The 24,675-nt window shown below is 66.7% G+C and carries 15 protein-coding genes; 9 read left to right on the top strand and 6 right to left on the bottom strand.

Annotation, left to right across the window (positions count from 1 at the left end):
- Positions 1–55: 55 nt before the first annotated feature.
- Positions 56–1,012, bottom strand: a complete 957-nt coding sequence (locus LNV23_RS10945; protein ID WP_263563016.1) for a LysR family transcriptional regulator — start codon at positions 1,010–1,012, stop codon at positions 56–58.
- Positions 1,013–1,109: 97 nt separating this feature from the next.
- Here LNV23_RS10945 and ilvD point away from each other — a divergent pair, with 97 nt between their 5' ends.
- On the top strand, positions 1,110–2,810 hold the full coding sequence (ilvD, locus tag LNV23_RS10940) for a dihydroxy-acid dehydratase (RefSeq protein WP_263563015.1): 1,701 nt from the start codon (positions 1,110–1,112) through the stop codon (positions 2,808–2,810).
- A 40-nt stretch (positions 2,811–2,850) separates the two neighbouring features.
- Here ilvD and LNV23_RS10935 read toward each other — a convergent pair whose 3' ends face one another.
- On the bottom strand, positions 2,851–3,837 hold the full coding sequence (locus LNV23_RS10935) for a transporter substrate-binding domain-containing protein (protein ID WP_263563014.1): 987 nt from the start codon (positions 3,835–3,837) through the stop codon (positions 2,851–2,853).
- A 180-nt stretch (positions 3,838–4,017) separates the two neighbouring features.
- On the opposite strand from LNV23_RS10935, the gene LNV23_RS10930 reads away from it, so the two are divergent.
- The 3 genes from LNV23_RS10930 to LNV23_RS10920 all read left to right on the top strand — a co-directional run bounded on the left by LNV23_RS10930 (position 4,018) and on the right by LNV23_RS10920 (position 8,674).
- Entirely contained in the window at positions 4,018–4,695 is a 678-nt protein-coding gene (locus tag LNV23_RS10930) for a response regulator (protein WP_263563013.1), read from the top strand.
- A 176-nt stretch (positions 4,696–4,871) separates the two neighbouring features.
- On the top strand, positions 4,872–7,331 hold the full coding sequence (locus LNV23_RS10925; RefSeq protein ID WP_263563012.1) for a response regulator: 2,460 nt from the start codon (positions 4,872–4,874) through the stop codon (positions 7,329–7,331).
- Positions 7,328–8,674, top strand: coding sequence for a diguanylate cyclase domain-containing protein (locus LNV23_RS10920; RefSeq protein WP_263563011.1), 1,347 nt, complete (start codon positions 7,328–7,330; stop codon positions 8,672–8,674). The genes LNV23_RS10925 and LNV23_RS10920 overlap by 4 nt, the downstream gene beginning before the upstream one ends.
- A gap of 30 nt (positions 8,675–8,704) precedes the next feature.
- On the opposite strand, the gene LNV23_RS10915 is transcribed toward LNV23_RS10920, so the two are convergent.
- Positions 8,705–10,000, bottom strand: coding sequence for a DUF1501 domain-containing protein (locus tag LNV23_RS10915; RefSeq protein ID WP_263563010.1), 1,296 nt, complete (start codon positions 9,998–10,000; stop codon positions 8,705–8,707).
- Between the two features lie 55 nt (positions 10,001–10,055).
- Positions 10,056–11,513: a DUF1800 domain-containing protein gene (locus tag LNV23_RS10910; RefSeq protein ID WP_263563009.1), complete on the bottom strand. Its 1,458-nt coding sequence runs from the start codon at positions 11,511–11,513 to the stop codon at positions 10,056–10,058.
- A 269-nt stretch (positions 11,514–11,782) separates the two neighbouring features.
- Here LNV23_RS10910 and LNV23_RS10905 point away from each other — a divergent pair, with 269 nt between their 5' ends.
- A complete protein-coding gene (locus tag LNV23_RS10905) occupies positions 11,783–13,528 on the top strand; it encodes a DUF885 domain-containing protein (RefSeq protein WP_263563008.1) in 1,746 nt (581 codons plus the stop codon).
- A gap of 119 nt (positions 13,529–13,647) precedes the next feature.
- The gene (locus tag LNV23_RS10900; RefSeq protein WP_263563007.1) at positions 13,648–18,477 is read left to right on the top strand and encodes an NAD-glutamate dehydrogenase; all 4,830 of its coding nucleotides are present in this window, start codon (positions 13,648–13,650) and stop codon (positions 18,475–18,477) included.
- Between the two features lie 247 nt (positions 18,478–18,724).
- On the opposite strand, the gene LNV23_RS10895 is transcribed toward LNV23_RS10900, so the two are convergent.
- On the bottom strand, positions 18,725–19,738 hold the full coding sequence (locus tag LNV23_RS10895) for a sulfate ABC transporter substrate-binding protein (RefSeq protein ID WP_263563006.1): 1,014 nt from the start codon (positions 19,736–19,738) through the stop codon (positions 18,725–18,727).
- Positions 19,739–19,903: 165 nt separating this feature from the next.
- Complete coding sequence (locus LNV23_RS10890) at positions 19,904–20,167, bottom strand: DUF1488 family protein (protein ID WP_263563005.1); 264 nt, start codon at positions 20,165–20,167, stop codon at positions 19,904–19,906.
- A 127-nt stretch (positions 20,168–20,294) separates the two neighbouring features.
- Here LNV23_RS10890 and acnA point away from each other — a divergent pair, with 127 nt between their 5' ends.
- The 3 genes from acnA to LNV23_RS10875 all read left to right on the top strand — a co-directional run bounded on the left by acnA (position 20,295) and on the right by LNV23_RS10875 (position 24,539).
- Positions 20,295–23,087, top strand: a complete 2,793-nt coding sequence (gene acnA / locus LNV23_RS10885) for an aconitate hydratase AcnA (RefSeq protein WP_263563004.1) — start codon at positions 20,295–20,297, stop codon at positions 23,085–23,087.
- A gap of 142 nt (positions 23,088–23,229) precedes the next feature.
- The gene (locus tag LNV23_RS10880; RefSeq protein WP_263563003.1) at positions 23,230–23,859 is read left to right on the top strand and encodes a sensor histidine kinase; all 630 of its coding nucleotides are present in this window, start codon (positions 23,230–23,232) and stop codon (positions 23,857–23,859) included.
- A complete protein-coding gene (locus LNV23_RS10875) occupies positions 23,856–24,539 on the top strand; it encodes a response regulator transcription factor (RefSeq protein ID WP_263563002.1) in 684 nt (227 codons plus the stop codon). The genes LNV23_RS10880 and LNV23_RS10875 overlap by 4 nt, the downstream gene beginning before the upstream one ends.
- Positions 24,540–24,675 lie beyond the last annotated feature (136 nt).

Raw genomic sequence — 24,675 nt, 5'->3', positions numbered from 1 at the left:
CCTGTTGGGGCCTGCGCATTAGAACGAGCGGGAGCGGCCGAGGTTGGCGGGGTATTCACCGAGGACGGAAGGTGGCTTTCGACACTTGCTGCGGCAACAGGCCAGCGGGCAGCTGAGCCGCCACATGCTCGATAAAACGCCAGACGGCCGGCGCTGCATCGCGCCGCCAGATCAGCCGGGTCTCGCCGCGCGGCATCGGCGGCTGCAGGCCGGCCGGCGCCTGCACGGCGCGATAGACCACGCCAGGGCGCTGAAAGCCCTGCATGCTGGCCGGCACCCAGGCCGCGCCAATGCCGGCCGATACCAGATTGACGATGGTCTGCATCTGGATGGCCTCTTGCTCGATGCGAGGCTCGCAAGCCTGCGCCCGGTAGACCATGACGATGGCATCAAAGAGCGAGGGCGCAATGGCGCGCGGAAACATCACCAATGGCAGGTCCAACACCTCGGCCAGGGGCAGCTGCTCGCGGCGCGCCAGGGGCGAATCGGCACTCAGTGCCAGCAGCAGCGGCTCGTCGGCGACTTGCAGCGACTCGAAACCTGGCGGCGTCGCGCCCAGGGCATGGAGCACAAAGCCAGCATCGATCTCGCCGGCATCGAAGGCTTGCAGCTGAACATCCAGCGTGGCCTCGCGCAGGCTCAGCGCCACATCGGGCACCTGCTCGCGAAAGCCCTTGAGCCAGCGCGGCAGCTCGCCATAGCCCACGGTGGAGACGAAAGCCAGGCGCAGACGCCCGGCCGAACCATGCGCCGCCGCCTGGGCCAGGGCCGGCAACTCGGCGGCCTGAGTCAGCAAAGCTTGCGCCACCGGCAGCAGGGCCGAGCCGGCGGGGCTTAGGCCCACCGAGCGGCTGCTACGGATGAAGAGGCTGGCGCCCAACTCGGCCTCCAGCTTCTGGATGGCCTGGGTCAGCGGCGGCTGGGTCATGTGCAGGCGCTCGGCGGCGCGGCCGAAATGCAGCTCTTCGGCCACGGCAACAAACTGGCGCAGGCTGCGCAGATCCAAGCTCATTGATTCATCCAGCGTATTAATTCAATCTGAATAATATAATTGAAAACCAATCGGCCGTCCGAGATACTGAAGCCACCCCAGCAGGAGACACCACACCATGAGCCAAGACAGCCAGCCCATCCGCTTTGACCGCCGCTCCAAAAACATCACGGAAGGCGTGGCCCGCGCACCCAATCGCTCCATGTATTACGGCATGGGCTATCAGGAGACGGATTTCGGCAAGCCCATGATCGGCGTGGCCAACGGCCACTCGACCATCACGCCCTGCAACTCTGGCCTGCAGAAGCTGGCCGACGCGGCCGTGATCGGCCTGAAAGAAGCCGGCGCCAACCCGCAGATCTTCGGCACGCCCACCATCAGTGACGGCATGGCCATGGGCACCGAGGGCATGAAGTACAGCCTGGTCTCGCGCGAGGTGATCTCCGACTGCGTGGAAACCTGCGTGGGCGGCCAATGGCTGGACGGCGTGATGGTGATCGGCGGCTGCGACAAGAACATGCCGGGCGGCATGATGGGCATGCTGCGCGCCAATGTGCCGGCCATCTACATCTACGGCGGCACCATCAAGCCGGGCCACTACAAGGGCCAGGACCTGAACATCGTCTCGGTCTTCGAAGCCGTGGGCCAATTCAGCGCCGGCAAGATGAGCGAAGAGGACTTCTGCCAGATCGAGAAGCGCGCCATCCCCGGCAGCGGCTCCTGCGGCGGCATGTACACGGCCAACACCATGAGCTCGGCCTTTGAAGCCCTGGGCATGAGCCTGCCCTACTCCTCGTCCATGTCCAACGTCGAAGACGAGGTGGTCGAGAACACCAAGAAAGCCGCCGCCGTGCTGGTCGAGGCCGTCAAGGCCGACCTGAAACCGCGCGACATCGTCACCAAGAAGGCCATCGAGAACGCCGTGGCAGTGATCATGGCCACCGGTGGCTCGACCAACGCCGTGCTGCACTTCCTGGCGATTGCGCACGCGGCCGAGGTGGACTGGACGATCGATGACTTCGAACGCATGCGCAAGAAGATTCCGGTGCTCTGCGACCTCAAGCCCAGCGGCCGCTTTCTGGCCGTAGACCTGCACAAGGCCGGCGGCATTCCCGCTGTGATGAAGGTGCTGCTGCAAGCTGGCCTGCTGCATGGCGACTGCATCACCATCACCGGCAAGACCGTGGCCGAGAACCTGGCCGAAGTGCCCGAGCTCTCGACCACGCAAGAGGTCATCCGCCGGGTGGACCAGCCCATGTATGCCCAAGGCCATCTGGCTATCCTGCGCGGCAATCTTTCGCCCGAAGGCTGCGTGGCCAAGATCACCGGGCTGAAGAGCCCCGTGATGACCGGCCCAGCCCGGGTGTTCGAGGACGAGCAATCGGCCCTGGCCGCCATCATGGCCGGCAAGATCGCGGCCGGCGACATCATGGTCCTGCGCTACCTCGGCCCCAAGGGCGGCCCCGGCATGCCCGAAATGCTGGCCCCCACCGGCGCCCTGATCGGCCAAGGCTTGGGCGAAAGCGTGGGTCTGATCACCGACGGCCGCTTCTCCGGCGGCACCTGGGGCATGGTGGTCGGCCATGTGGCGCCCGAGGCCTACGAGGGCGGCGTGATCGCCCTGGTGCACGAGGGAGATCGCATCACCATCGACGCGCACGAGTTGAAGCTGGAGCTGCATGTCGATGCCGATGAACTGGCCCGCCGCAAGGCCGCCTGGGTCAAGCCTGCACCGCGCTACACCCGCGGCGTGCTGGCCAAGTTCGCCAAGAACGCCTCCAGCGCCAGCTCGGGCGCCGTGCTGGATCGTTTCGAGTGAGCAGCGCCGGCGGCAGCCGGCTCAGCAAGCCGCTGCGTGCTCAGCGCAGCAGCGGCGCAATCACCCGCTGCCTCACCAGCGGATGCCAGAGCCTGCCGTCTTGACGCAAGGCGGCCTGGGGCAGTTCCGGATTGGCCAGATGGAACCAATGCCGCGAAGCCAGCCGGGCCTGGGCCAACTCCGCGCCATTGAACTTTTCATGCAGAGCCTCGAAGCTGCCATCGGCCTGCACGGTGCGCCAGCCATGGCGCAGGCGCTCGGCCAGCTCGGGCCGTGCGTGGTTGACGATGAAGCTGTAGGTCGAGGGATAGGCGATCAACCAGTCGCTGAGCACCACCAAACCCGGTAGCGCATTGACGATGCCGTAAGCCTCATCGGCCGCCAACGCGAACAAATCAAAACGTTCCCGCTGCAACATGCCTTCGAACACGCGCAAGCGCGGTATCGGCAGCATGTTCCAGCCATTGGACTTGAGCACCGCAGCGTCGGGCCAGTGCGCAACCTGGCCTATACGCAGGCGCCGGGCCACTTCCACGTCCCGCACCGCTTCCAGTTCACGGCGACGGCTGGCCAGCGCAATCGGCAAGCGCAAACCATTGAGACCGCGCCGCATGCAGGTATGAACCGGAATACCGTCGGCATCGCGCGCCTTGGAAGTCATGGTGGCCATGACATCGAGCGTGCCGATGCGCAGATCCAGCATTTGCCGGCTTTGCGTGAGGTTTTCGCGCGGCGGCATGGCCTCCAGCTGGAAGGGGCCGTGGCTGGCTTCGGTCTTGCCGAGCAGCAGGTTCAGCACGGCCAGGCTGTAAGACATCGAACCGTCGCTCTCCAGCGGCAGCTCATGGCGCACCCGCAGCAGCCCCGCGGCCGAGACCGGCCTGGCCATCCCCAGGCCGAAGCCAAGGCCCATGCCAGCCACCGGACCGAGCTTGAGCAGTCGCCGCCGGGCCTGGTCCAAGCCTCCAGACTGTTGAGCCGGCTCTGCCACCTCGCCCTCCGCACCCACTGCATCGCCTGCGTTCATCGTTTGCCTTGTCCTTCATGAAAGCGGCCCTGTCGCACCGCCTTTTTGGCAATTGTCACAGACGCGCCGGAGCCCACATCAGGGTTCACGCGCTAGGCAGGCCCACGGCTTGCCGGAACATAATTCCCCAGTCCCCTGCCAGCGCGGCTGGTCTTGACGGGACAGCGCAGGAGTGAAGCCATGGATTCAGACGCTTCCGCAGCCGATTCGGGGGCTTGCGTGCCCGCAGCCATCCTCATCGTCGACGACACGCCGCCCAATATCGGCTTGCTGCACGCGATGCTTCAGCCCTTGGGACACCGTGTTTACGCCGCCAGTTCGGGCCTGCAGGCGCTGGACTTGGCCGAGCGCATCAAGCCCGATTTGGTCTTGCTCGATGTCATGATGCCTGGACTGGATGGCTTTGCCACCTGCCGAGAACTGAAAGCCCGCCCGCAGCTGGCTGACGCGCCCGTGATCTTCATCACCGCCTGCAACGATGCAGAACAGGTCGTGGCCGGCTTTCAGGCGGGTGCGGCCGACTACATTGCCAAGCCGATACGGGTCGAAGAAGTGCTGGCCCGCGTGCGTACCCAGCTGGCGCTGCGCCGCTGCCGTCAACAGGAGCGAGCCGAGCAGCTGCAGCTGCAGACCCTGGTCGAGGGCATGCGAGAAGGGCTGCTCCTGCTCGACCCGCAAGGCTGCATCCGCTACAGCAACCCGGCCCTGCAACAGCAGCTGGGCCACAGTGCCGCCGAGCTGCTCTGTCGTCCTCTGAGCAGCCTGCAGCTGCAGCCCCAATTCTTGACGCTGCCGCCACTCCTGAATGGCGAGCCCAGCAGCATCGCCTTGCTGCAGCAGCCCGAGAACACGGCATGAGTGCCAAACCCAGCGGCTGGCGGCGCCGAACCCAGCAACGCCAAGCCAGGCCACCCTGAAATTCGGCCCACCGCACCGGCAGTCGCGATGTCATCTCGCGCCCGCCAGTACGCACCTGCTCGCCAGGCGGCAAAGACCCCGGCGGCACATAGCAACAGCACAGGGAGTGCATGGACATGACGCGACTTTCAAGCGCAGCATCGGACACGAGCGAACGACCCGCCGGGGCGGGCCGACAGGGCGATGAGCTGCAAACCTTCGCCGACGACGATTTGTTCGTGACAACGGAGACCGGGAAAAGCCCAGCATCATGTCTTCAAGCGCCAGCCCTGCCACCTTGGCGCATCCTGATCGTCGATGACGATGACGGCATCCATCAGGCCACATTGCTCGCCTTGGGCCTGCTGCGCTTTCGCGGCCGGCCCTTCCAGTTTCTCAGCGCCCACAGCGCCGCCGAGGCCTGCGCACTTCTGTCCAGTACGCCGGACATCGCCCTGGTCCTGCTCGATGTGGTCATGGAAACCGAAGACGCCGGCCTGCGCTTGGTGCGCACCATCCGCGAGGACCTGAACAACCACCTCGCACGCATCGTGCTGCGAACCGGCCAGCCCGGCCTGGCGCCGCAGCAGCAGGTGATCGTCGACTACGACATCGACGACTACAAGAACAAGGCCGAGCTGACCGGAGCCAAGCTCTTCTCCACCGTGGTCTGCGCCTTGCGCGCCTATGACAATCTGCGCGCCATGGCCGAACAGCAGGCCGCCCTGCGCGCCTCGCTGAAGACGGTGCAGAACCTGGAGCTGGCGCTCAACGAGCATGCCATCGTCGCCGTGACCGAACGGGACGGCCGTCTGCGCACCGTCAACGACAAGTTCTGCCGCCTCGCCTGTGCATCGTCCGAAACTCTGCTCAACAGCCACCATGCACCCCTGCTGGAACGTGCCACCACCTTGGGCCGCGCAGGCCTGAGCCTGGGTCAATGTCTGGCCGAAGGCCGGGTCTGGCAAGGCGAGCTCAGCCATGTGCAGCCCGACGGCACCCAGCGCTGGGCGGAGACCACAGTCGTGCCATTTTTGGATGAACACGGCCATCACACCCACAGCGTCGCCGTGGCCACCGACGTCACCGAAGCCCGACTGGCGCGCCAGCAGATCCTGGAGCTCAACCACGATCTGGAACTGCGCGTGCAACGCCGCACCAATGAGCTGGAAGAGGCCAAGCAGGTGGCCGAGGCGGCCAACCATGCCAAGTCCATTTTCCTGGCCAATATGTCGCATGAGATCCGCACGCCCTTGAATGCGGTGCTCGGCTACGCGCAACTGCTGAGCCGAGACCCTCAGCTGCCCCAGAGCTTGCGCAGCATCGTCGTTCCGATCGAAAAAGCCGGCGCCCATCTGCTGACCCTCATCAATGACATCCTCGATCTGTCCAAGATTGAAGCTGGCGGCATGAGTCTCGATTCGGTCGAGATGGACCTGGGCGCACTGGCCAGCGAGATGGGTGATCTGTTCGCCCTGCGCTGCGCTCAGCGCGGCATCGGCTGGCGTTGCGAACTGCAGCTGCCCACGCCTTGCGTGCTGCGCGGCGACGCCGGCAAGCTGCGCCAGGTCTTGCTCAATCTGCTCAGCAATGCCGTCAAGTTCACCGACTGCGGCGAAGTGCTGTTGCGCATTCGGGTGCTGGGTGAAGCGGCGCCCGACACGCCCAGCCTGCGCCTGGAGTTCGAGGTCAGCGACACCGGACTGGGCATTCCCGAAGCCCAGCAGGCGCTGGTGTTCGCGCCTTTTCACCAGGCCGAGGCCGGCGAGCAGCGCGGCGGCACCGGCCTGGGTCTCGCGATTTCCTCCCGCCAGGTCGAGTTGATGGGCGGCCGGCTGCAGCTTCAGTCCCGCGAAGGCCAGGGCTCGCGCTTCAGCTTCTGCCTGCAGCTGGCCCGCAGCGATGGCGGCAGCCTCTTGCAGGACAGCGGTTTCGGCGCCCTGCTCAGTCTCAGCGAAGGGCGGGCATTGAGTGCGCTGGTGGTCGACGACATCGAGGCCAACCGGGATGTGCTGACGCGCATGTTGCAGGGACTGGGCGCCCAGGTCCAGCAGGCCGAGAACGGGCTGCAAGCTCTGCAGCTGCTGCAGGACCAGCGCTTCGACATTGTCTTCCTGGACATCCGCATGCCGGTGCTGGACGGCATGGCCACCCTCAAGCGCCTGCGCAGCGAGCTGCCACGACCACAGCCGGTGGTCGTGGCGCTGACGGCCTCGGCCCTGAGCCATGAGCGCGAGACCTATATGAGCGCCGGCTTCGATGATTTCATCGGCAAGCCCTTTCTGTTCGAGACCGTCCACCAGCTGCTGCGCCGACATCTGGGGCCGCTGTTCGCCGGCGGCAACACGGCCAGCGACAGTCAGCAAAAGCAAGAGCTGGTGCCCATCTCCGTCTCTGCAGCCTTGCTGGCCCAGCTGCAAGCCGCCGTGCAGACCGGCTGGATCAGCGAACTGGAGCGAGGCATCGAATGCCTGCTTCAGGCCAGCCCGGCCGAGCAAGCTCTGGGTGAACGCCTGCTGGCGGGCCTGCGTCAATACGATATGGCCAGCCTGCAACGTGAGTTGCAGACTGTCCAGGCCGCCGAGTTGCCTGCATGAGCGCCCTTCCCGATCATGGCGGCGCGACGGCAGGCGAGGCCGAACTCTTCGGCCTCTGCGCTCGCCAGCCCCAGGCTTGCTCCCTGCTGATCGTCGACGACACGCCGGCCAATATCGGCGTGCTGCGCACACTGCTCAAGCCCCGGGGCCACCAGATCTTTGCCGCCACCTCGGGCCAAGGCGGCTTGGACATTGCTGCCCAGGTGCCACTGGACCTGATCCTGCTCGATGTCTGCATGCCCGAGATGGACGGTTTCGAAACCTGCCGCCGATTCAAGGCGGCGGCACACAGCCGTGACATCCCCCTGATCTTTGTCAGCGCCCGCACCGACAGCTGCGATGTGGTGGAAGGCTTCAGCCTGGGCGCGGCCGACTACATCAACAAGCCCGTGCGCGTCGAGGAAGCGCTGGCCCGCATCGACGCCCAGCTGCAGCTGCGCCAGCATCTGCAGATCCAGCGCCAGCAGGCCGAACGCATGCGCGCCATCGTCAACCACATGGCCGAGGGCCTGCTGCTGATCGACGGGCACATGCGGATCCACAAGGCCAATCCGGCCGCCGAGCATCTCTTCGGCTACGCACCCGGCCAGCTGTGCGGCCAGTCCCTGCACCAGCTGCTGCGCCAAGAGCAGCAGGATGAGCTGGAGGAGCAGGGCCTGCGCTTGCAGGCGGGTCGTCAGGAACTGCAAGCACTCAAACGCGGCGGGGACTGCCTGCACATCGAGTTGAATCTGAGCCCCCTGCCCGGCCAAGCCGATTTGCAGATCGCGCTGTGCCACGACATCAGCCAGTACAAGCGTTCCGAGCAGAGCTTGCGCCGCCTCGCCGAGGTCGACGCCCTGACCCATCTGGCCAACCGCCGGCATTTCGACAGCTGTCTGGAGCTGGCGTGGCGGCAGGCGACGCAGAGGCAGACGCCTCTGAGCTTGCTGCTGCTCGATGTCGACCATTTCAAGCAATACAACGACAGCCTGGGGCACCAGGCCGGCGACCACTGCCTGCAGGAGCTGGGGCAGCTGCTGCAGGCGCAGGCCGGACAGGCCGATGCACCCACAGGCACCCTGGCCGCGCGCTATGGCGGCGAGGAATTCGCCGTGATCCTGCCCGGCGATGCCGCACTGGCGGTCCGCTGGGGCGAGGCCTTGCGCACAGCGCTGCTGGCCCGCCAACTGCCCCACCCGGCGTCTTCTGCCGGGCCATGGGTGACGGTCAGCATCGGCTGTGCCTGCCGGGTGCCGCAGGCCGACAGCCGCATCGCCGATCTCTTCAAGGCCGCTGACCGGGCCATGTACGAGGCCAAGAGCCTGGGGCGCAACCGGGTCGTCCAGGCCTTGAGACCTTGAGTGTGCGGCGGGCCTTAGCCCCTCAGCGGATCAGGCCCTCAGCAAGGCCAGCGGCTTGCCGCTCACCGTCGCAGCCCAGTTCGGAAACACCTGCGCCAGGCCGGCGTCCGACACACCGAGATGACGCTGCAGCACAGGCGCCAGCACGGCGCGGAAATCGGTGCTCACCGCCAGGTCCCGGCCTTCGACCAGGGCTGACGTCTCCAAGCCCGGCCATTCGCCCAACACCTGCCCCCCCGCCACAGCACCGCCCAGCAACCACATGACGTTGCCACGGCCGTGGTCGGTTCCGCCGGTGCCGTTCTCGCGCACGGTGCGGCCGAATTCGCTGAGCACCACGACCACGGTGTCGCGCCAGCTCTCGCCCAGGCCTTGGGCCAGCGCCTCCAGGCCCTCGCCCAAGCTGGCCAGCTTGTTGGCCAGCTGGCCCTGAGCAGCGCCCTGGTTGACATGGGTGTCCCAGCCGCCGACCGAGGTGAAGGCCAGCTGGGTCTGCGGGTCGCGGCCGACCAGTTGACCCAAGCGCCGGGCATCGGCGGCGAAGCTGCGGGCCGAAGCGGCGCCGCGGTCGGCGCTCTCGGCGCTGGGCGCGGGCGACGTCATGGCCGCAGCCGAAGCCGCCATGGCAGGCTCGCTATCACTCGCCAGGCTGCGCTGCATCTGGCTGCGCCCCTCGGTGGTGTTCTGAAAGGTGCGCGCCAGGCTCGGGTCAGCGGCGTAGAGCTTGGCCAGACCGGCTTGCAGAGCCGGCTGGTCAATGGCTTTGCGCTCAAGCGCGCGCGGGCCCAGGCCCAGTGTGGCCACCGCCGCCGGCCCGGCCAGGATGCGCGGCGGCGTGGTGCCCATATTCAGCGCCCGGGTCGGGCCGGCGCTGCCGGGCAGCTGGGCGACCAGGCGGTTCATCCAGCCGTCCGGCGTGCTCTTGCGGCCGGGCGTGCCGGCCTCGAGATAGTCCTGCGCATCGAAATGCGAGCGCGTCGGGTCGGGTGAGCCGCTGGCGTGCACAAAGCTCAAGCTGCCCTGTGTCCAGAGCGGCATCAGGCGCGCCAGGGCCGGATGCAGACCGAACAGCGAATCCAGACGCAGCGCACCGCCTTCCGCGCCGGGCTTGGCCAAGGCCAGACTGGGCCGCGCCACGGCATAGGCGGGGTCGCCCCAGGGCGCCAGCACGCTCAGCCCGTCCACCGCGCCGCGCAGCAGGATCACGACCAGTTTGCGGCGCGGCGCGGCGCTGCCCTGCCCCGGCCCGGCTTGGGCCCAGGCGGGCAAGCCCAGGGCCAGACCGGCCAGACCGTGATTCAAGACCCAGCGACGACGTGAAAGCATGGACATGGTCATGGACAGCAACTCCTGGAGATGGCAAGTGAATCGAGAGGCGCGTTCAGCGGCGCATGAAGTCCGGGCTGCCCAGCAAGAGGGCAAGCTGCATCTCGGCCGGCTCGGCCGCGACCACGGTGCGTGTGGCTTCACCAAGCCAGGGGCCCAGGCTGCGCAGCAAAACCGGGCCGCGCCGCGCTGAACGGTCCACGCCGGCCGTGCGTTCGTTCAAGCGGCTCAGCCACTGGATGCGCTGGGACAGGGCCTCCGGATTCAACCAGGCCGAGGCAACATTCTTGTACCCGTCCGGCGTGGCCGCACCGTACAGCGGCATGCCGGCCTGGGCCAGCGCGCCAAGCAAGGGCTGCACATCCTGCGGCTGCGCGTCGAGCACGCGCAGGGTCGAGAGCAGGTACTGATAGGGGGTCTTGAACTTGCTGTGCAGATGCTCGCGCTGCCAGAAATGCTCGCTGCTCAGCAAGGTCTGCACCCAGGCCCGCAGATCGCCGCCGCTGCTCAGGAACTTGGCACTGAGCTCGGCGACCAAGGCCTCGGGTGGCTCGTCGGCCACAAAGGCCTGGGCCAGTTTGCGGCTCAGATGGCGGGCCGTGGCCGGGTGGCTTGCCAGCACATCGAGCGCCCATTCGCCCTCGGCCTGGCCGCGCGCCGTGACCGGCCGGCCCAACCACTGTTTGGGGCCGGTGTCATGGCGGCGTGCGGCGAACTCGAACAGCTCGCCCGTGCCTCGCCCTTGCGGCCCACGCACATCGACCGTCCAGCCGGTCAGCATGCGCGCCAGCTCGGTGACGTCTGCCTGGCTGTAGCCGCCGTCCACGCCCAGGGTGTGCAGCTCCATCAGCTCGCGGGCATAGTTTTCATTGAGCCCGCGCGGCCGCGCCACTTGTTCGTCAGCCAGACGAGCGGGCGGGCGGAAACCCGGCGCGACGCTCTGGGCGTTGTCCAGGTAGAACAGCATGGCCGGGTGCTTGGCCGTGGCACCCAGCATCTGGCGGAAGCGGCCCCAGAGATGCGGGCGTACCGCCTCGCGCTCATAGCTACCGACCAAGGCCGCCACCGGGCCCTTGCCGGCGAAGACATTGAAGTGGTTGAACCAGAACTCCAGCAGCTGCTCTTCCAGCTGGGCCGAGCTGTGCAGGGCACGCAGCAGGCGTTGCTCGGCCGCCTGTGCCAGGATGGGGCGGACCAACTCGCGGCGGGAAGCCTGCTCGGCTGCGGGCGCGCTGCCGGCCGAAGCCGCAGCTTGCAAGCGAGCCAGTCGCCTTGCTTCTTGGTAACGATCGAAGAGCTGCGCCTGGCTCAGCCCCAGTGTCTCCAGCCCTTGGAGCCGGGTCAGCACGGCATCGGGCAAGACCTGACCCCCGGCGCTTCCACGCAGCTGGCTGGCCAGGAATTGCTCCAGCCAAGCCTGGGGGCCCAGACGCTGTAGGTCCTGCAGCTCGGCCGAACGCGGCCCATAGCTCAGGCGCGACAAGGCATGCCAGGCGCGCTCTTCTGCGCTCATGGGGCCGGCCGCGGGCCGCTGGGGCTGAGCAAGGACTGGCCCCTGCCCGCCTAGAAGTCCGCCCAGTCCACTCAGCGCCATCAAGCCGCCGCTCAATCCAGTTCGTCTCGTGATCATCTGCAAAGCACTCCTGCGACAAGCCGGGTTCAGGCGCCCATCATCGGGCCGGGACGGCCCCGGCTCTTTGTCTGCTTTGCAAAGTTCTGCAAGCCAGGCGCAGCGCGGGCCTGGCATACGATGCCGCATCACCACGCCATGCCCGCCCCGTCATGCCCAACACGCCCAGCAACACCGCCCTCCTGAAAGAACGCCTGCATGCCCTGTTCGAGCGCTGCTGGGAACGCGAGCTGGCCGAGAATCCGCTGCAGGCCAGCTATATCGGCGACCCTCGCTACAACGCGCTCTGGCCCGATCTGTCCGAGGAGGCGCAGGCGCGCAGCGAGGCCGCCAACCGCGCGGCCCTGGCCGAGCTCGATGCCATCGAGGCGGCCGGCCTGCCGGAGGACGAACGGCTCAACGCCCAGCTGTTCCGCCATGAGCTGAGTGCCCGGCTCGATGTCCTGCCCTTCCAGCCGCTCGCCTGGGCGATCTCCGCCCGCGAAGGGCCGCAGGCCCTCAACGAAGTGGCCGAGCTGATGCCGCTGGACGCGGCGGCCGACTTCGAGGTCTGGCTGCAGCGCCTGCGAGGCCTGCCGGCCTATCTGCAGCAGTACGGCGAGCTGCTGGAGCGCGCCGCCACCAGCGGCCGCACCCAGCCCCGTCTCTTGATGGAACGCGTGCTGCCCCAGCTGGACGGCCAGTGCGTCAGCGAGCCCGAGCTGAGCCCGTTTTTCAGCGCCTTCCGCCAGCTGCCGGCACGCATCGCGCCCGAGGAGGCCGAGGCCCTGCAAGCCGAAGCGCTCCAGGTGATCTCGGAGTCGGTGCTGCCGGCCTACCAGCGCTTTCGCAGCCTGTTTGCCGAGCGCTATCTGCCCGCCTGCCGCGAGAGCGTGGGCATCTGGGACAGCCCGGACGGCGAGGCCTACTACGCCAACCGCATCGCCTTCCACACCAGCACCACGCTGAGCGCCGAGGACATCCACGCCATCGGCCTGGCCGAGGTGGCGCGCATCCAGAGTGAGATGCAGGCGGTGATGGACGAGCTGGGTTTCGAGGGCAGCCAGCCCGAGTTCTTCGAGCAGCTGCGCAGCGACCCGCGCCACTACTGCCAGAGCGAAGACGAGCTCTTCTGCGCCTATGTGATGGCGGCCAAAAAGATCGAGCCCGAGCTGCCCAAGCTCTTCGGCAAGTTGCCGCGCATGCCTTACGGTGTACGGCCCATTCCCATGAGCAGCGCGCCCAACACCACGGCGGCCTACTACAGCGCCCCGTCCGATGACGGCCGCCGCGCCGGCTACTTCTACGTCAACCTCTACCGGCCCGAGATGCGGCCCAAGTTCGAGATCGAGGTGCTGACCAGCCACGAGGCCATGCCCGGCCATCACCTGCAACTGGCCCTGGCGCAGGAGCTGGGTGAGCTGCCCAAGTTCCGCCGCTTTGCCGGCTACAACGCCTACTTGGAAGGCTGGGCGCTGTACAGCGAGCGCCTGGGCTATGAGCTGGGGCTCTACCAAGACCCGTATTCGCGCTTCGGCCAGCTCAGCTACGACATGTGGCGCGCTGTGCGCCTGGTGCTGGACACCGGCCTGCACGCCATGGGCTGGAGCCGCGAGCAGGCCATCGACTACTTCCGCCACCATGCGCCCAAGAGCGAGCTGGACATCGTCAACGAGGTGGACCGCTACATCGGCTGGCCCGGCCAGGCCCTGTCCTACAAGATCGGCCAGCTGCACATGCTGGCCCTGCGCGCCCGGGCCGAGCGGGCGCTGGGCGAACACTTCGATCTGCGCGCCTTCCACGACATGCTGCTGGACAGCGGCGCCCTGCCTCTGGAGCTGCTGGAGCGCAAGGTCAGCGACTGGCTGGCCGGGCTGCAGTTTTCCAGCGAGACGCCGAAAAACATGAAGTCCGTCTGAGCCGGCAAGGCCTGACCCTGCGTCTTCTCAAACCGAGAAGCCTCGCTTGCTGGTTAAATGGCTGTCGCAATGCCCGGGCACACTGGACACACAAGCATCCTTCCAAGGAGACAAGAGCAATGACCGACCCCCAAGAAGCGCTGCAAAGCGAACGCATCGACACCGTGCTGGCCCTGGCCGCCAGCCGCCCGTTGGCCGCCGAGCAAAAGGGCTTGATCGAGAGTTTCGGCCGCGAGTATTTCGCCCGCCTCGACCCCGAAGACCTGCTTGCCCGCACGCCCGAGGACCTGCTCGGCGCCCTGCTTTCGCATCTGCAGTTCGGCGCCAAGCGCCTGCCCGGCCAGACCCTGGTGCGGGTGCAGAGCCCCTCGGTCGCCGAACATGGCTGGGCCTCGCGCCACTCGGTCATCGACATCGTCAATGACGACATGCCCTTTCTGGTCGACACCACGACCATGGAGATCAACCGGCAAGGCCTGACCCTGCACCTGATCATCCACCCCATCTTTGCCGTCGAGCGCGACAGCCAGGGCCAGCTCAAGGCCATCGGTCCGCGCCGCGAGGGCGAGACCGGCGGAGCCCGTGAGTCCTGGATGCATATCGAGGTGGACCGCATCATCGACGTGCAGCAGCGCCAGGAACTGGTGGCCGGCCTCGAGCGTGTGCTGGCCGATGTGCGCACCGCCGTGGAAGACTGGAAGCCCATGGTGGCGCGCCTGCGCCAGGTGATCGAGGAAGTGCGCGTGGCGCCGGCCAGCCTGCGCGCCGCCCATATTCAGGAAAGCGTGGCCTTCCTGGACTGGCTGGCCGACGACCACATGACCCTGCTCGGCTACCGCTGCCACGACCTGGTCTTCGATGAAGGCAAGGAAGCGCTGAGCCTGCAGCCCGGCAGCGGCCTGGGCCTGCTGCGCGAGACCGCCGAGGAAAAACTCTCCAGCAGCTTCTCGCTGCTGCCGGCCAATGCCCGCGCCATGGCACGCGCGCCCGAACCGACCGTCATGGTCACCAAGGCCAACACCCGCTCCACCGTGCACCGCGCCGGCTACACCGATTACGTCGGCGTCAAGCGCTACAACGCCGCCGGCGAGGTGATCGGCGAGCACCGCTTCATCGGACTCTTCACCTCCACCGCCTACAGCGCACGGGTGTCGGAAACGCCCATCCTGCGCAGCCGTGTCGGCGCCATCACCACGCGCGCCGGTCTGCCGCCGGGCGGCCATCTGGCCAAGGCCTTGCAGCACATCCTGGAGACCTACCCGCGCGACGACCTCTACCAGATCTCCGACGACGAGCTCTACGAAACCGCCCTGGGCATCCTCGCCCTGGGCGAGCGCCAGCGCTTGCGCCTGTTCGTCTGCCGCGACCCCTTCGAGCGCTTCTTCAGCTGCCTGGTCTATGTGCCGCGCGAGGCCTACTCCACAGACATGCGCATCAAGTTCCAGCGCATCCTGATGCAGGTCTTCAGCGGCACCAGCGCCGAGTTCGATGTGCAACTCAGCGACGCCGTGCTGGCCCGCATCCACTTCACCGTGCGCACCACGCCGGGCCAGGTGCCCTTGTACGAGCGCCGTGACATCGAGGCCAAGCTGACCGCCGCCGCCCGCCGCTGGGACGACGATTTGCGCGACGCCCTGATCGACGCCGAAGGCGAGGCGCGCGGCCTGGAGCTCTTCAAGCGCTGGGGCGCCGGTTTCCCGGCCGGCTACCGCGAGCGCGTCAGCGCCCGCGCCGCCGTGCCCGATGTGCTGAAGATCGCCGGCCTCAATGGCGACAACCCGCTGGCCCTGGCCCTCTACCGCCCCTTGGGTGGCGAGGCCGGCAGCCTGGGCTTCAAGGTCTACCGCCGCGGCGGCGCCGTGGTGCTGTCGGACAGCCTGCCCATGCTCGAACACATGGGCGTGCGCGTGCTGGGCGAACACAACCACCGCATCGTTGACGCAGCGTCCGCCGACGCCGGCGACGGCGCCGACAGCGTGTCCCTGCACGACTTCCAGCTGCAGGCTGCGGTGTCCGAAGAGATCGACCCCGAGGCCCTGTCCAAGCTGTTTGAGGACACCTTCGCCCGGGTCTTCCGCGGCGAGGTCGAGAACGACGATTTCAACCGTCTGGTCTTGCGCGCCGGCCTGGGCCACGACGAGATCGTGGTGCTGCGTGCCTACGCCAAATACCTGCGCCAGATTGGCTTTGCGCTCTCCCAGGCCAGCATCGAGGCCACCCTGGCCGCGCACCCGCGCATCGCCCGCATGTTGGTGGGCCTGTTCAAGCTGCGCTTCGACCCCGAGGCCCATGACGACGCTGGCGCCACAGCCCAGGTCAACGGCATCGAGAAGGCTCTCGAGAAGGTCTCCAATCTGCAGGAAGACCGCGTGCTGCGCCAGCTGCTGGCCCTGATCCTGGCCACGCTGCGCACCAATTTCTGGCGCACCGGCATCGGCCACTCGGGCGCACCGGGCGCACGCCGCAGCTTCGTCAGCTTCAAGCTGGACTCGGCCAAGGTGCCGGGCCTGCCCGAGCCGCGGCCGCTGTACGAGATCTTTGCCTACTCGCCGCGCTTTGAAGGCATCCACCTGCGCGGCGGCAAGGTCGCCCGCGGCGGCCTGCGCTGGTCCGACCGGCCGGAAGATTTCCGCACCGAGGTGCTGGGCCTGGTGAAGGCGCAGATGGTCAAGAACACCGTCATCGTGCCGGTGGGCAGCAAGGGCGGCTTTGTGCTGAAGAAGGCGCCGCCGTCCAGCGACCGCGAGGCCTTCATGAAGGAAGGCGTGGCCTGCTACCAGGACTATCTGCGCGCCCTGCTCGACCTGACCGACAACTACGCCGGGGGTCAGGTCGTGCCACCGCCCCAGGTGGTGCGCATGGACGAGGATGACCCCTACCTCGTGGTTGCCGCCGACAAGGGAACGGCCACCTTCTCCGACTACGCCAACGCGGTCAGCGCCGAGTACGGCCATTGGCTGGGCGACGCCTTTGCCTCGGGCGGCTCGATCGGCTATGACCACAAGGCCATGGGCATCACTGCCCGCGGGGCCTGGGAATCGGTCAAGCGCCATTTCCGCGAGATGGGCCTGGACACGCAGAGCCAGGAGTTCACCGTGGTCGGCGTGGGCGATATGTCGGGCGATGTGTTCGGCAACGGCATGCTGCTGTCGTCGCACATCCGCCTGGTGGCCGCCTTCGACCACCGCCATGTCTTCATCGACCCGAATCCCGATGCGGCCAAGAGCTTTGCCGAGCGCGACCGCCTGTTCAAGCTGCCGCGCTCCAGCTGGGCCGACTATGACGCCAGCCTGATCTCGGACGGCGGCGGTGTCTGGGCCCGCTCGGAAAAGTCGATCCCGATCTCGCCGCACGCCCGCGCCGTGCTGGGCATCGAGGCCGAGCGCCTGGCGCCCACCGAGCTGCTCAGCGCCATCCTCAAGGCGCCCGTGGACCTGCTCTACAACGGCGGCATCGGCACCTACATCAAGAGCAGTGGCGAGAGCCATGCCGATGTCGGCGACCGCGCCAACGACGCCTTGCGCATCAACGGCGCCGACTTGCGCTGCAAGGTGGTGGCCGAAGGTGGCAATCTCGGCTGCACCCAACGCGGCCGGGTCGAGGCGGCGCTGCACGGTGTGCGCATCAATACCGATGCGATCGACAACTCGGCCGGCGTGGACACCTCGGACCATGAGGTCAACATCAAGATCTTGCTGGGCCTGGCCACCGGCGACGGCGAGATGACGGCCAAGCAGCGCAATGCCCTGCTGCCGCAGATGACCGACGATGTCGCCGCCCTGGTGCTGCGCGACAACTATTTCCAGACGCAAGCGCTGTCCATCGCAGGCCGTCAGGGCGTCAGCCTGATTGATTCGCAGACGCGCTTCATCCGCTATCTGGAACGCAATGGTCAGCTCAACCGGGCCATCGAGTTCCTGCCCACCGACGACGAGATCAAGGAACGCAAGGCCCGCGGCATCGGCCTGACCAGCCCGGAAATGGCCGTCCTGCTGGCCTACAGCAAGATGTGGCTGTCCGACCAGCTGATGAGTTCGGACCTGCCCGAGGACGCCTGGATCGGCAGCGCCCTGGCGCGCTACTTCCCGCCCCTGCTGCGCGAGAAGTTCGCGGCCCTGATTCCGCGCCACCCGCTCAAGCGCGAGATCATCGTCACCCATGTGCTGAACAGCATGCTCAACCGCGTGGGCGCGACCTTTGTGCACCGCCTCAGCGAATCGACCGGCGCCAAGCCCGCGCAGATCGTGCGGGCCTACCTGGCCACCCGCGAGGTCTTCGGCTTCGTGCCGCTGTGGCTGCAGATCGAGGCCCTGGACAACAAGGTGCCCGATGCGGTGCAGGCGGAGCTGATCAACGAACTGGGCCGCTTGGGCAGCCATGCCACCACCTGGTTCCTGCGCTCACGCCGCCTGGCCGAGCCCATGGAGCAGGTGTTCCAGCGCTTCACACCGGCCGTGGATGCCTTGCGTGCCCGGGTGCAAGCCCAGGCCCTGCAGTCGCCGCGTGCCGAAGCCTGGGTGGCCGCCGGTGTGCCGAGCGAGTTGGCGCAAGCCGTGATCACGGCCGAGGCCTTGTTCGCCGCCCTGGACATTGCCGAGATTGCCGACGCCACCCAGCAGCCCCTGGGCGAAGTGGCCGATGTGCATGCCAGCCTGGGCGAACGCCTGGGCCTGGCCCGCCTGCGCCAGCAGATCGACGCCCTCCCGACCGACAGCTACTGGCAGACGCAAGCCAAGGCTGCGCTCGGCGACGACCTGGCCGGCCTGCAACGCCAGATCGCCCACGATGTGCTGAGCCATGCCGGTGAGCAAAAGCTGAGCGCCTGGGAGCAAAGCAACCAGGCCGCGCTGGAACGCGCTCAACGCCTGCTGGCCGAGCTCAGCGAAGCCAAGGGTGTGGACCTGGCCATGCTGTCCGTCGCCCTGCGAGAGCTGCGCAACCTGGCTTGAGCGTTCTTGCGACCACGACAAAACCCCGCCTGAGCAAACAGCCCAGGCGGGGTTTTCTGCCTGCGGGATCAACGTGAAGACAGGTACTGCTTGCGGCACAAAGCAGCCGAATACAAAAGGCAACCACGGAGGCACAGAGGCACAGAGAAATACAAAGCCGAATTGGTTTTTGCTCTGTGCCTCCGTGCCTCTGTGGTTGCAATTGAATTTCCGCTTCGTGCCGCTAGCAGCCTAGGAACCTAAGGTCTCAACGCCCCGGCGTGAAGATCTGGTCGAACACGCCGCCGTCATCAAAGTGGGTCTTCTGGGCCGTGCGCCAGCCGCCGAAGAGCTCGTCGATGGTGAAAAGGTTGACCTTGGCGAACTGCTTGGCGTACTTGGCGGCCACCTTGGCGTCACGCGGGCGGTAGTAATTCTTGGCGGCGATTTCCTGGCCCTCCGGGCTGTAGAGGTAGTCCAAATAGGCCTGGGCCTGCTTGCGCGTGCCCTTCTTGTCGACGTTCTTGTCAACTACAGAAACCGGTGGCTCAGCCAGCACCGAGAGGCTGGGCGTGACGATCTCGAACTTGTCCGGGCCCAGCTCCTTGACGGCCAGATAAGCCTCGTTCTCCCAGGCGATCAGCACATCACCAATGCCGCGTTCGACAAAGGTGGTGGTTGAGCCGCGCGCGCCGGAGTCCAGCACCTTGGTGTTGGCGTAGATGCGCTTGACGAAAGCCTTGGCCGATTCGGCATTGCCGCCCGGCTGCTTGAGCGCAAAGCCCCAGGCGGCCAGATAGTTCCAGCGGGCGCCGCCCGAAGTCTTGGGGTTGGGGGTGATCACATCCACACCGCTGCGAGCCAGATCGGGCCAGTTGTTGATGCGCTTGGGGTTGCCCTTGCGCACGAGGAACACGATGGTCGAGGTGTAGGGGCTGGCATTGTTGGGCAGGCGCTTCTGCCAGTCCACCGGGACCAGTTTGGCAGCATCGTGCATGGCATCGATGTCATAGGCCAGGGCCAAGGTGACGACGTCGGCCTCCAGGCCGTCGATCACCGAGCGCGCCTGCTTGCCCGAGCCGCCATGGGATTGCTTGATCGTCACCGTCTCGCCGGTCTTGGCCTTCCATTGCTTGGCGAAGGCCGCATTGAACTCCTGGTAGAGCTCGCGGGTCGGGTCGTAGGAGACATTGAGCAGAGTCGTCTGTGCCTGAGCAGGAATGGACAGCAAGCCCAATGCAGCCAGGCTCAGTGCGTTGAAGGAACGGCGAAACAAGGTCATGGCAGGTGCAGCGGGAAAGCCGAAGGTTTGCGGATCAGGCCACTGTAGAAAAACCGCGGCTCCGAGCGAAGCAAAGATTTCGACCTTGCTTATGCGCAAAACGAATGTCAGCGCCAAAACAGCAGCAGCAAGCGTCGTTCAAGCCGCCGCAGCACCGCAGCGAGATCAGGGTGCCGGCAACTCGCGCAGGTCGGCTTCGCGCAGAAAGACCGGCGGGCGCGAGCCCAAGGCTAGGCGGCGGTGCACGGCAGCCTGCAACTCGGGAATATGGCTCAGATAGGTAGCCAGGGGCTCGTCATCGACCCGATGGGCCTGGTAGCGGTGATGCAAGGCCTCGCGGCTGACGCTGGCGCCCACCTCGACGCCGGCGACCTCGACCCAGAAGCGCACGCAACCGGAGTCGCTATGGAAAAACGCAGGTGTGCTCATGGGCTCAGCGTGGCGACAGCCCGGGCGACCGTCTGTACGCCAGCGCACCAGGCATGGCGAGACTGAAGACGCTGCGCCCTGTCATCAATCGAGCCCACAATCCAACCATCTTCCCAAGGAGGCTGCGATGACCGAATCTGACCCGAACGTCCACTCTGCAACGACTCACCCCTTCGCCAGCACGGTGCGCCACTTCCAGTTCGGCAAGGCGCGCAGCGGCCGGCTCTACTCCCTGCCGGCCCTGGCCGAGCAATTCCCACAGATCGACCGCCTGCCGGTGAGCCTGCGCATCATGCTGGAGTCCCTGCTGCGCCACTGCGGCGAGCCGGGTGTGACGCCCGAGCATGTGGCCCAGCTGGCGCAGTGGCAGCCGGTGTCGACCGAGCCGCGCAGCCTGGAAATCCCCTTCCCCGTGGCCCGCGTGGTGCTGCAGGATTTCACCGGCGTGCCCCTGCTGGCCGACCTGGCCGCCATGCGCGATGTCGCCACCGGCCTCGGCCTGCCGGCCAAGAACATCGAGCCACTGGTGCCAGTGGACCTGGTGGTGGACCACTCGGTCATGATCGACCACTACGGCAGCGCCGATGCGCTCGACCTGAACATGAAGCTGGAATTCCAGCGCAACCGCGAGCGCTACCAGTTCATGAAGTGGGGCATGCAGGCCTTTGACACCTTCCGCGTCGTGCCGCCCGGCTTCGGCATCGTCCACCAGGTGAACCTGGAATACCTGGCCCGCGGCGTGCACAAGAGCGGCCCCAAGGACGCCGATGGCGCCAAGCTCTACTACCCCGACAGCCTGGTCGGCACCGACAGCCACACCACCATGATCAACGGCATCGGCGTGGTCGGCTGGGGCGTGGGCGGCATCGAGGCGGAAGCCGCCATGCTGGGCCAACCGGTCTATGTGCTGACGCCCGATGTGGTCGGCTTCGAGCTGCGCGGCGAGCTGCGCGAAGGCGTCACCGCCACCGACCTGGTGCTCAGCGTCACCGAGATCCTGCGGCGCGAAAAAGTGGTCGGCCAGTTCGTCGAGTTCTACGGCCCCGGCGTGGCCCGCCTGAGCGTGCCCGACCGGGCCACCATCGCCAATATGGCACCCGAGTACGGCGCCACCATGGGCTTCTTCCCGGTGGACGAAAAGACCCTGGACTACTTCCGCGGCACCGGCCGCACCGGCCGCGAGATCGCCGCCTTCGAGGCTTACTTCCGCGCCCAGGGCCTGTTCGGCATCCCGGGCACGCCCGAGGCCTCGCCGCAGCTGCAGCAGATCGAATACACCCGCCGCATCGTGCTCGATCTGGGCCAGGTCACGCCCTCGCTGGCCGGCCCCAAGCGGCCGCAGGACCGCATCGAGATCACCCATCTGAGCCGGCGCTTTGCCGAACTCTTCAGCTCGACGGACAGCGCCAGCGGTTTCAACCAGCCGGCCGAGAAACTCACGCAGAGCTTCCCCGCCCGCAGCGGCCTGGCCCTGCGCAACGGCGATGTGCTGATCGCCGCCATCACCTCCTGCACCAACACCTCCAACCCCAGCGTCATGCTGGCCGCCGGCCTGCTGGCCAAGAAGGCCGTGGAAGCCGGCCTGCGCGTGCCGGCCCACATCAAGACCTCGCTGGCGCCGGGCTCGCGCATCGTCACCGAGTACCTGCAAGTGACCGGTCTGCTGCCCTATCTGGAACAGCTGGGCTTCAATGTGGCGGCCTATGGCTGCACCACCTGCATCGGCAATGCCGGCGACCTGACGGCCGAGATCAACGAAACCATCACCGCCAATCAGCTGATCTGCGCCGCCGTGCTCTCGGGCAACCGCAATTTCGAGGCCCGCATCCACCCCAACCTCAAGGCCAACTTCCTGGCCTCACCGCCCTTGGTGCTGGCCTACGCGCTGGCCGGCAATGTGCAGGTGGACCTGATGACCGAACCGGTGGGCCGCAACAGCGAAGGCCGCGACATCTTCCTCGGCGACATCTGGCCGCACAGTGAAGAAGTGCAAGCCCTGCTCAGCCAGGCCATGAACCCCAAGGCCTTCCGTCGCAACTACGAGCAGGTCCAGAGCAAGCCCGGCAAGCTCTGGAAGCAGATCGAAGGCGTTGTAGGCGACAGCTACAACTGGCCGGCCAGCAGCTATATCGCGCGCCCGCCCTTCTTCACCGGCTTCGCCCTGCCGGCGCCCGAGGTGTCCGACGGGCAGGCCAGCATCCAGGGCGCCCGCATCATGGCCTTGTTCGGCGACTCCATCACCACCGACCACATCTCGCCGGCGGGTTCCATCAAGGCGAGTTCGCCGGCCGGGCTCTACCTGCAGGAGCAAGGCATCAAGGCCGTTGACTTCAACAGTTACGGAAGCCGGCGCGGGCACCATGAGGTGATGATGCGTGGCACCTTTGCCAATGTGCGCATCAAGAACCTGATGCTGCCGCCAGGGCCTGACGGCCAGCGCGTCGAAGGCGGCCTGACCCTGCTGCAACCCAGTGGCGAAGCACACCCCATCTACGACGCGGCCATGAGCTATCTGAAGGCCGGCGTGCCCACGGTGATCTTCGCCGGCGAGGAGTACGGCACCGGCTCCAGCCGCGATTGGGCCGCCAAGGGCACGGCTCTGCTGGGCATCAAAGCCGTGGTGGCGCGCTCCTTCGAACGCATCCACCGCGCCAATCTGGTCGGCATGGGTGTGCTGCCCCTGCAGTTCATGCCCGGCGACAGCTGGCAAAGCCTGGGCCTGCGCGGCGACGAGTTGATCGACCTCGTGATCGAAGGCGAGTTGCTTCCCCAACGCCCGGTGCAGCTGCGCATTCACAGCAGCAGCGGTGATGTGTGCATATGCACAGTGCTGCTTCGAATCGACACGCCGATCGAGGTCAGCTACTACCGACATGGCGGCATTCTTCCCTATGTACTGAGGGGTTTGCTGGCCAGCTGAGGGACCCAACGAGATCGCGTTAAAGAAGCCGACATGGCGTCCGCATCCCAAGGATCGCAATAGCTTACAGATTGACCCCGGGTCAGCAGCGGACATAGCATCCGCCGGCTCCTGCAATGTGCCTCTGATCAGGGAACCGGAAATGACGTATCTCGCCACGGCCACCTGCCCGACTCCGTTCTGCCCCAAGGTGTCGGAGCTGGCACGCCATCTCCATGATGAGCTGTCGCAGTCCTTGGCCTTTGCCTTGCTTCGCCTCGACGAGGCTCAGGGGCGCGGCGATCTCAGTGCGCTCAAGAGCGCACGCAGCGCAGTGCGCCAGGCCCTGCAAGCCTCGCGGCAGCTGCTGCAAGGCCTGCCCACCGCAGGCGCAGGGCAGGACCTGGCCGCTGCCCTGCGTGTGGCCATGGACACACTGCGGCAAGAGCAAGAAGGCAGCCGCCAGCTGCACTTTGTGAACGAGGGCGTGGTGCCTGAGCTGAAGCCCGAAACCCATCAGGTGCTGCTGAGCGCCACGCGCGAGTTGCTGGTCAATGCCTGCAAGCATGGAGGCGACGGGGCGATCGAGACGCGCGTGTCCGCCTGCGCGAACCGCCTGGCGATCACCGTCAGCAATGCCAGCGGCAGCGTCGGCAAACGAGCCGAGGCCTGGATGTCCTCCGGCCGCGGCCTGAGCCTCACGCACACCCGCTTGCACAGCATCGGTGCACGCCTGCGCTGGCGCCAGGCGGCCAGCCAGGTGCAAGCCCGCATCACCTGGAGCTCATCATGAGAGTTCGCGTGATCATTGCCGATGACCACCACCTGGTTCGCGAAGGCCTGGTGGCACTGCTGGAACGCGAAGTCGACATTGAGGTCGTGGCACAAGCTCGCGACGGCATGGAGCTGGTCCGGCTGGCCCGCACGCACAACCCCGATGTGGTGATTCTGGATGTCGCCATGCCGCGCATGAACGGCATCGAGGCGATCCGCCGCATTCGCGCCGAACCCTTGTCCTGCAAGCTGATCTGCCTGTCCGTGCATGCCGAGACCCAGCAGGTGGCCGCTGCCCTCGAGGCCGGCGCCAACGGCTATGTGCTCAAGGAGAACTCTTTTGACGAACTCGCGCGTGGCGTCAGGCGCGTGATGGCCAATCAGCTCTTCCTCAGCGGCGAGCTGGTGGGCGAGATGCTTCAGCACCGCAGCGCATCCGAGGCTGAGCCCGAGTCGGCCGGCCACAGCCACTCGATCTCCGCCCGGCTGACACCGCGCGAGCGCGAAATGGTGCAGCTGTTTTCGGAAGGCTACTCCGCCCAGGAAATTGCCTCCCAGCTGCACCTCAGCGCCAAGACTGTGGCCACCCATCGCGAGCATGTCTTTGCCAAGCTGCAAATCCAGGGCATCGCCGAGCTGACGCGCTTTGCGCTGCGCGAAGGGCTGAGCACGCTCGATGTGATGCGCAGCCGGGCTTGAAGCACCGGGTCGGGGCGCCGGGTCGAGACTCACAAGGCGCCGGCCTTGCTGACAAGTGATCAGCAATATTCCTAGGCACAAACCCGCAGCAGGCAAGACCTGACCCCATGGCTGCGCGCCTGCCTGCATCTCAGAC

The sequence above is a fragment of the Kinneretia sp. DJ1R-11 genome, from assembly GCF_025717595.1.
Lineage (GTDB): Bacteria > Pseudomonadota > Gammaproteobacteria > Burkholderiales > Burkholderiaceae_C > Paucibacter_A.
This window is presented reverse-complemented; position numbering and strand designations above follow the sequence as displayed.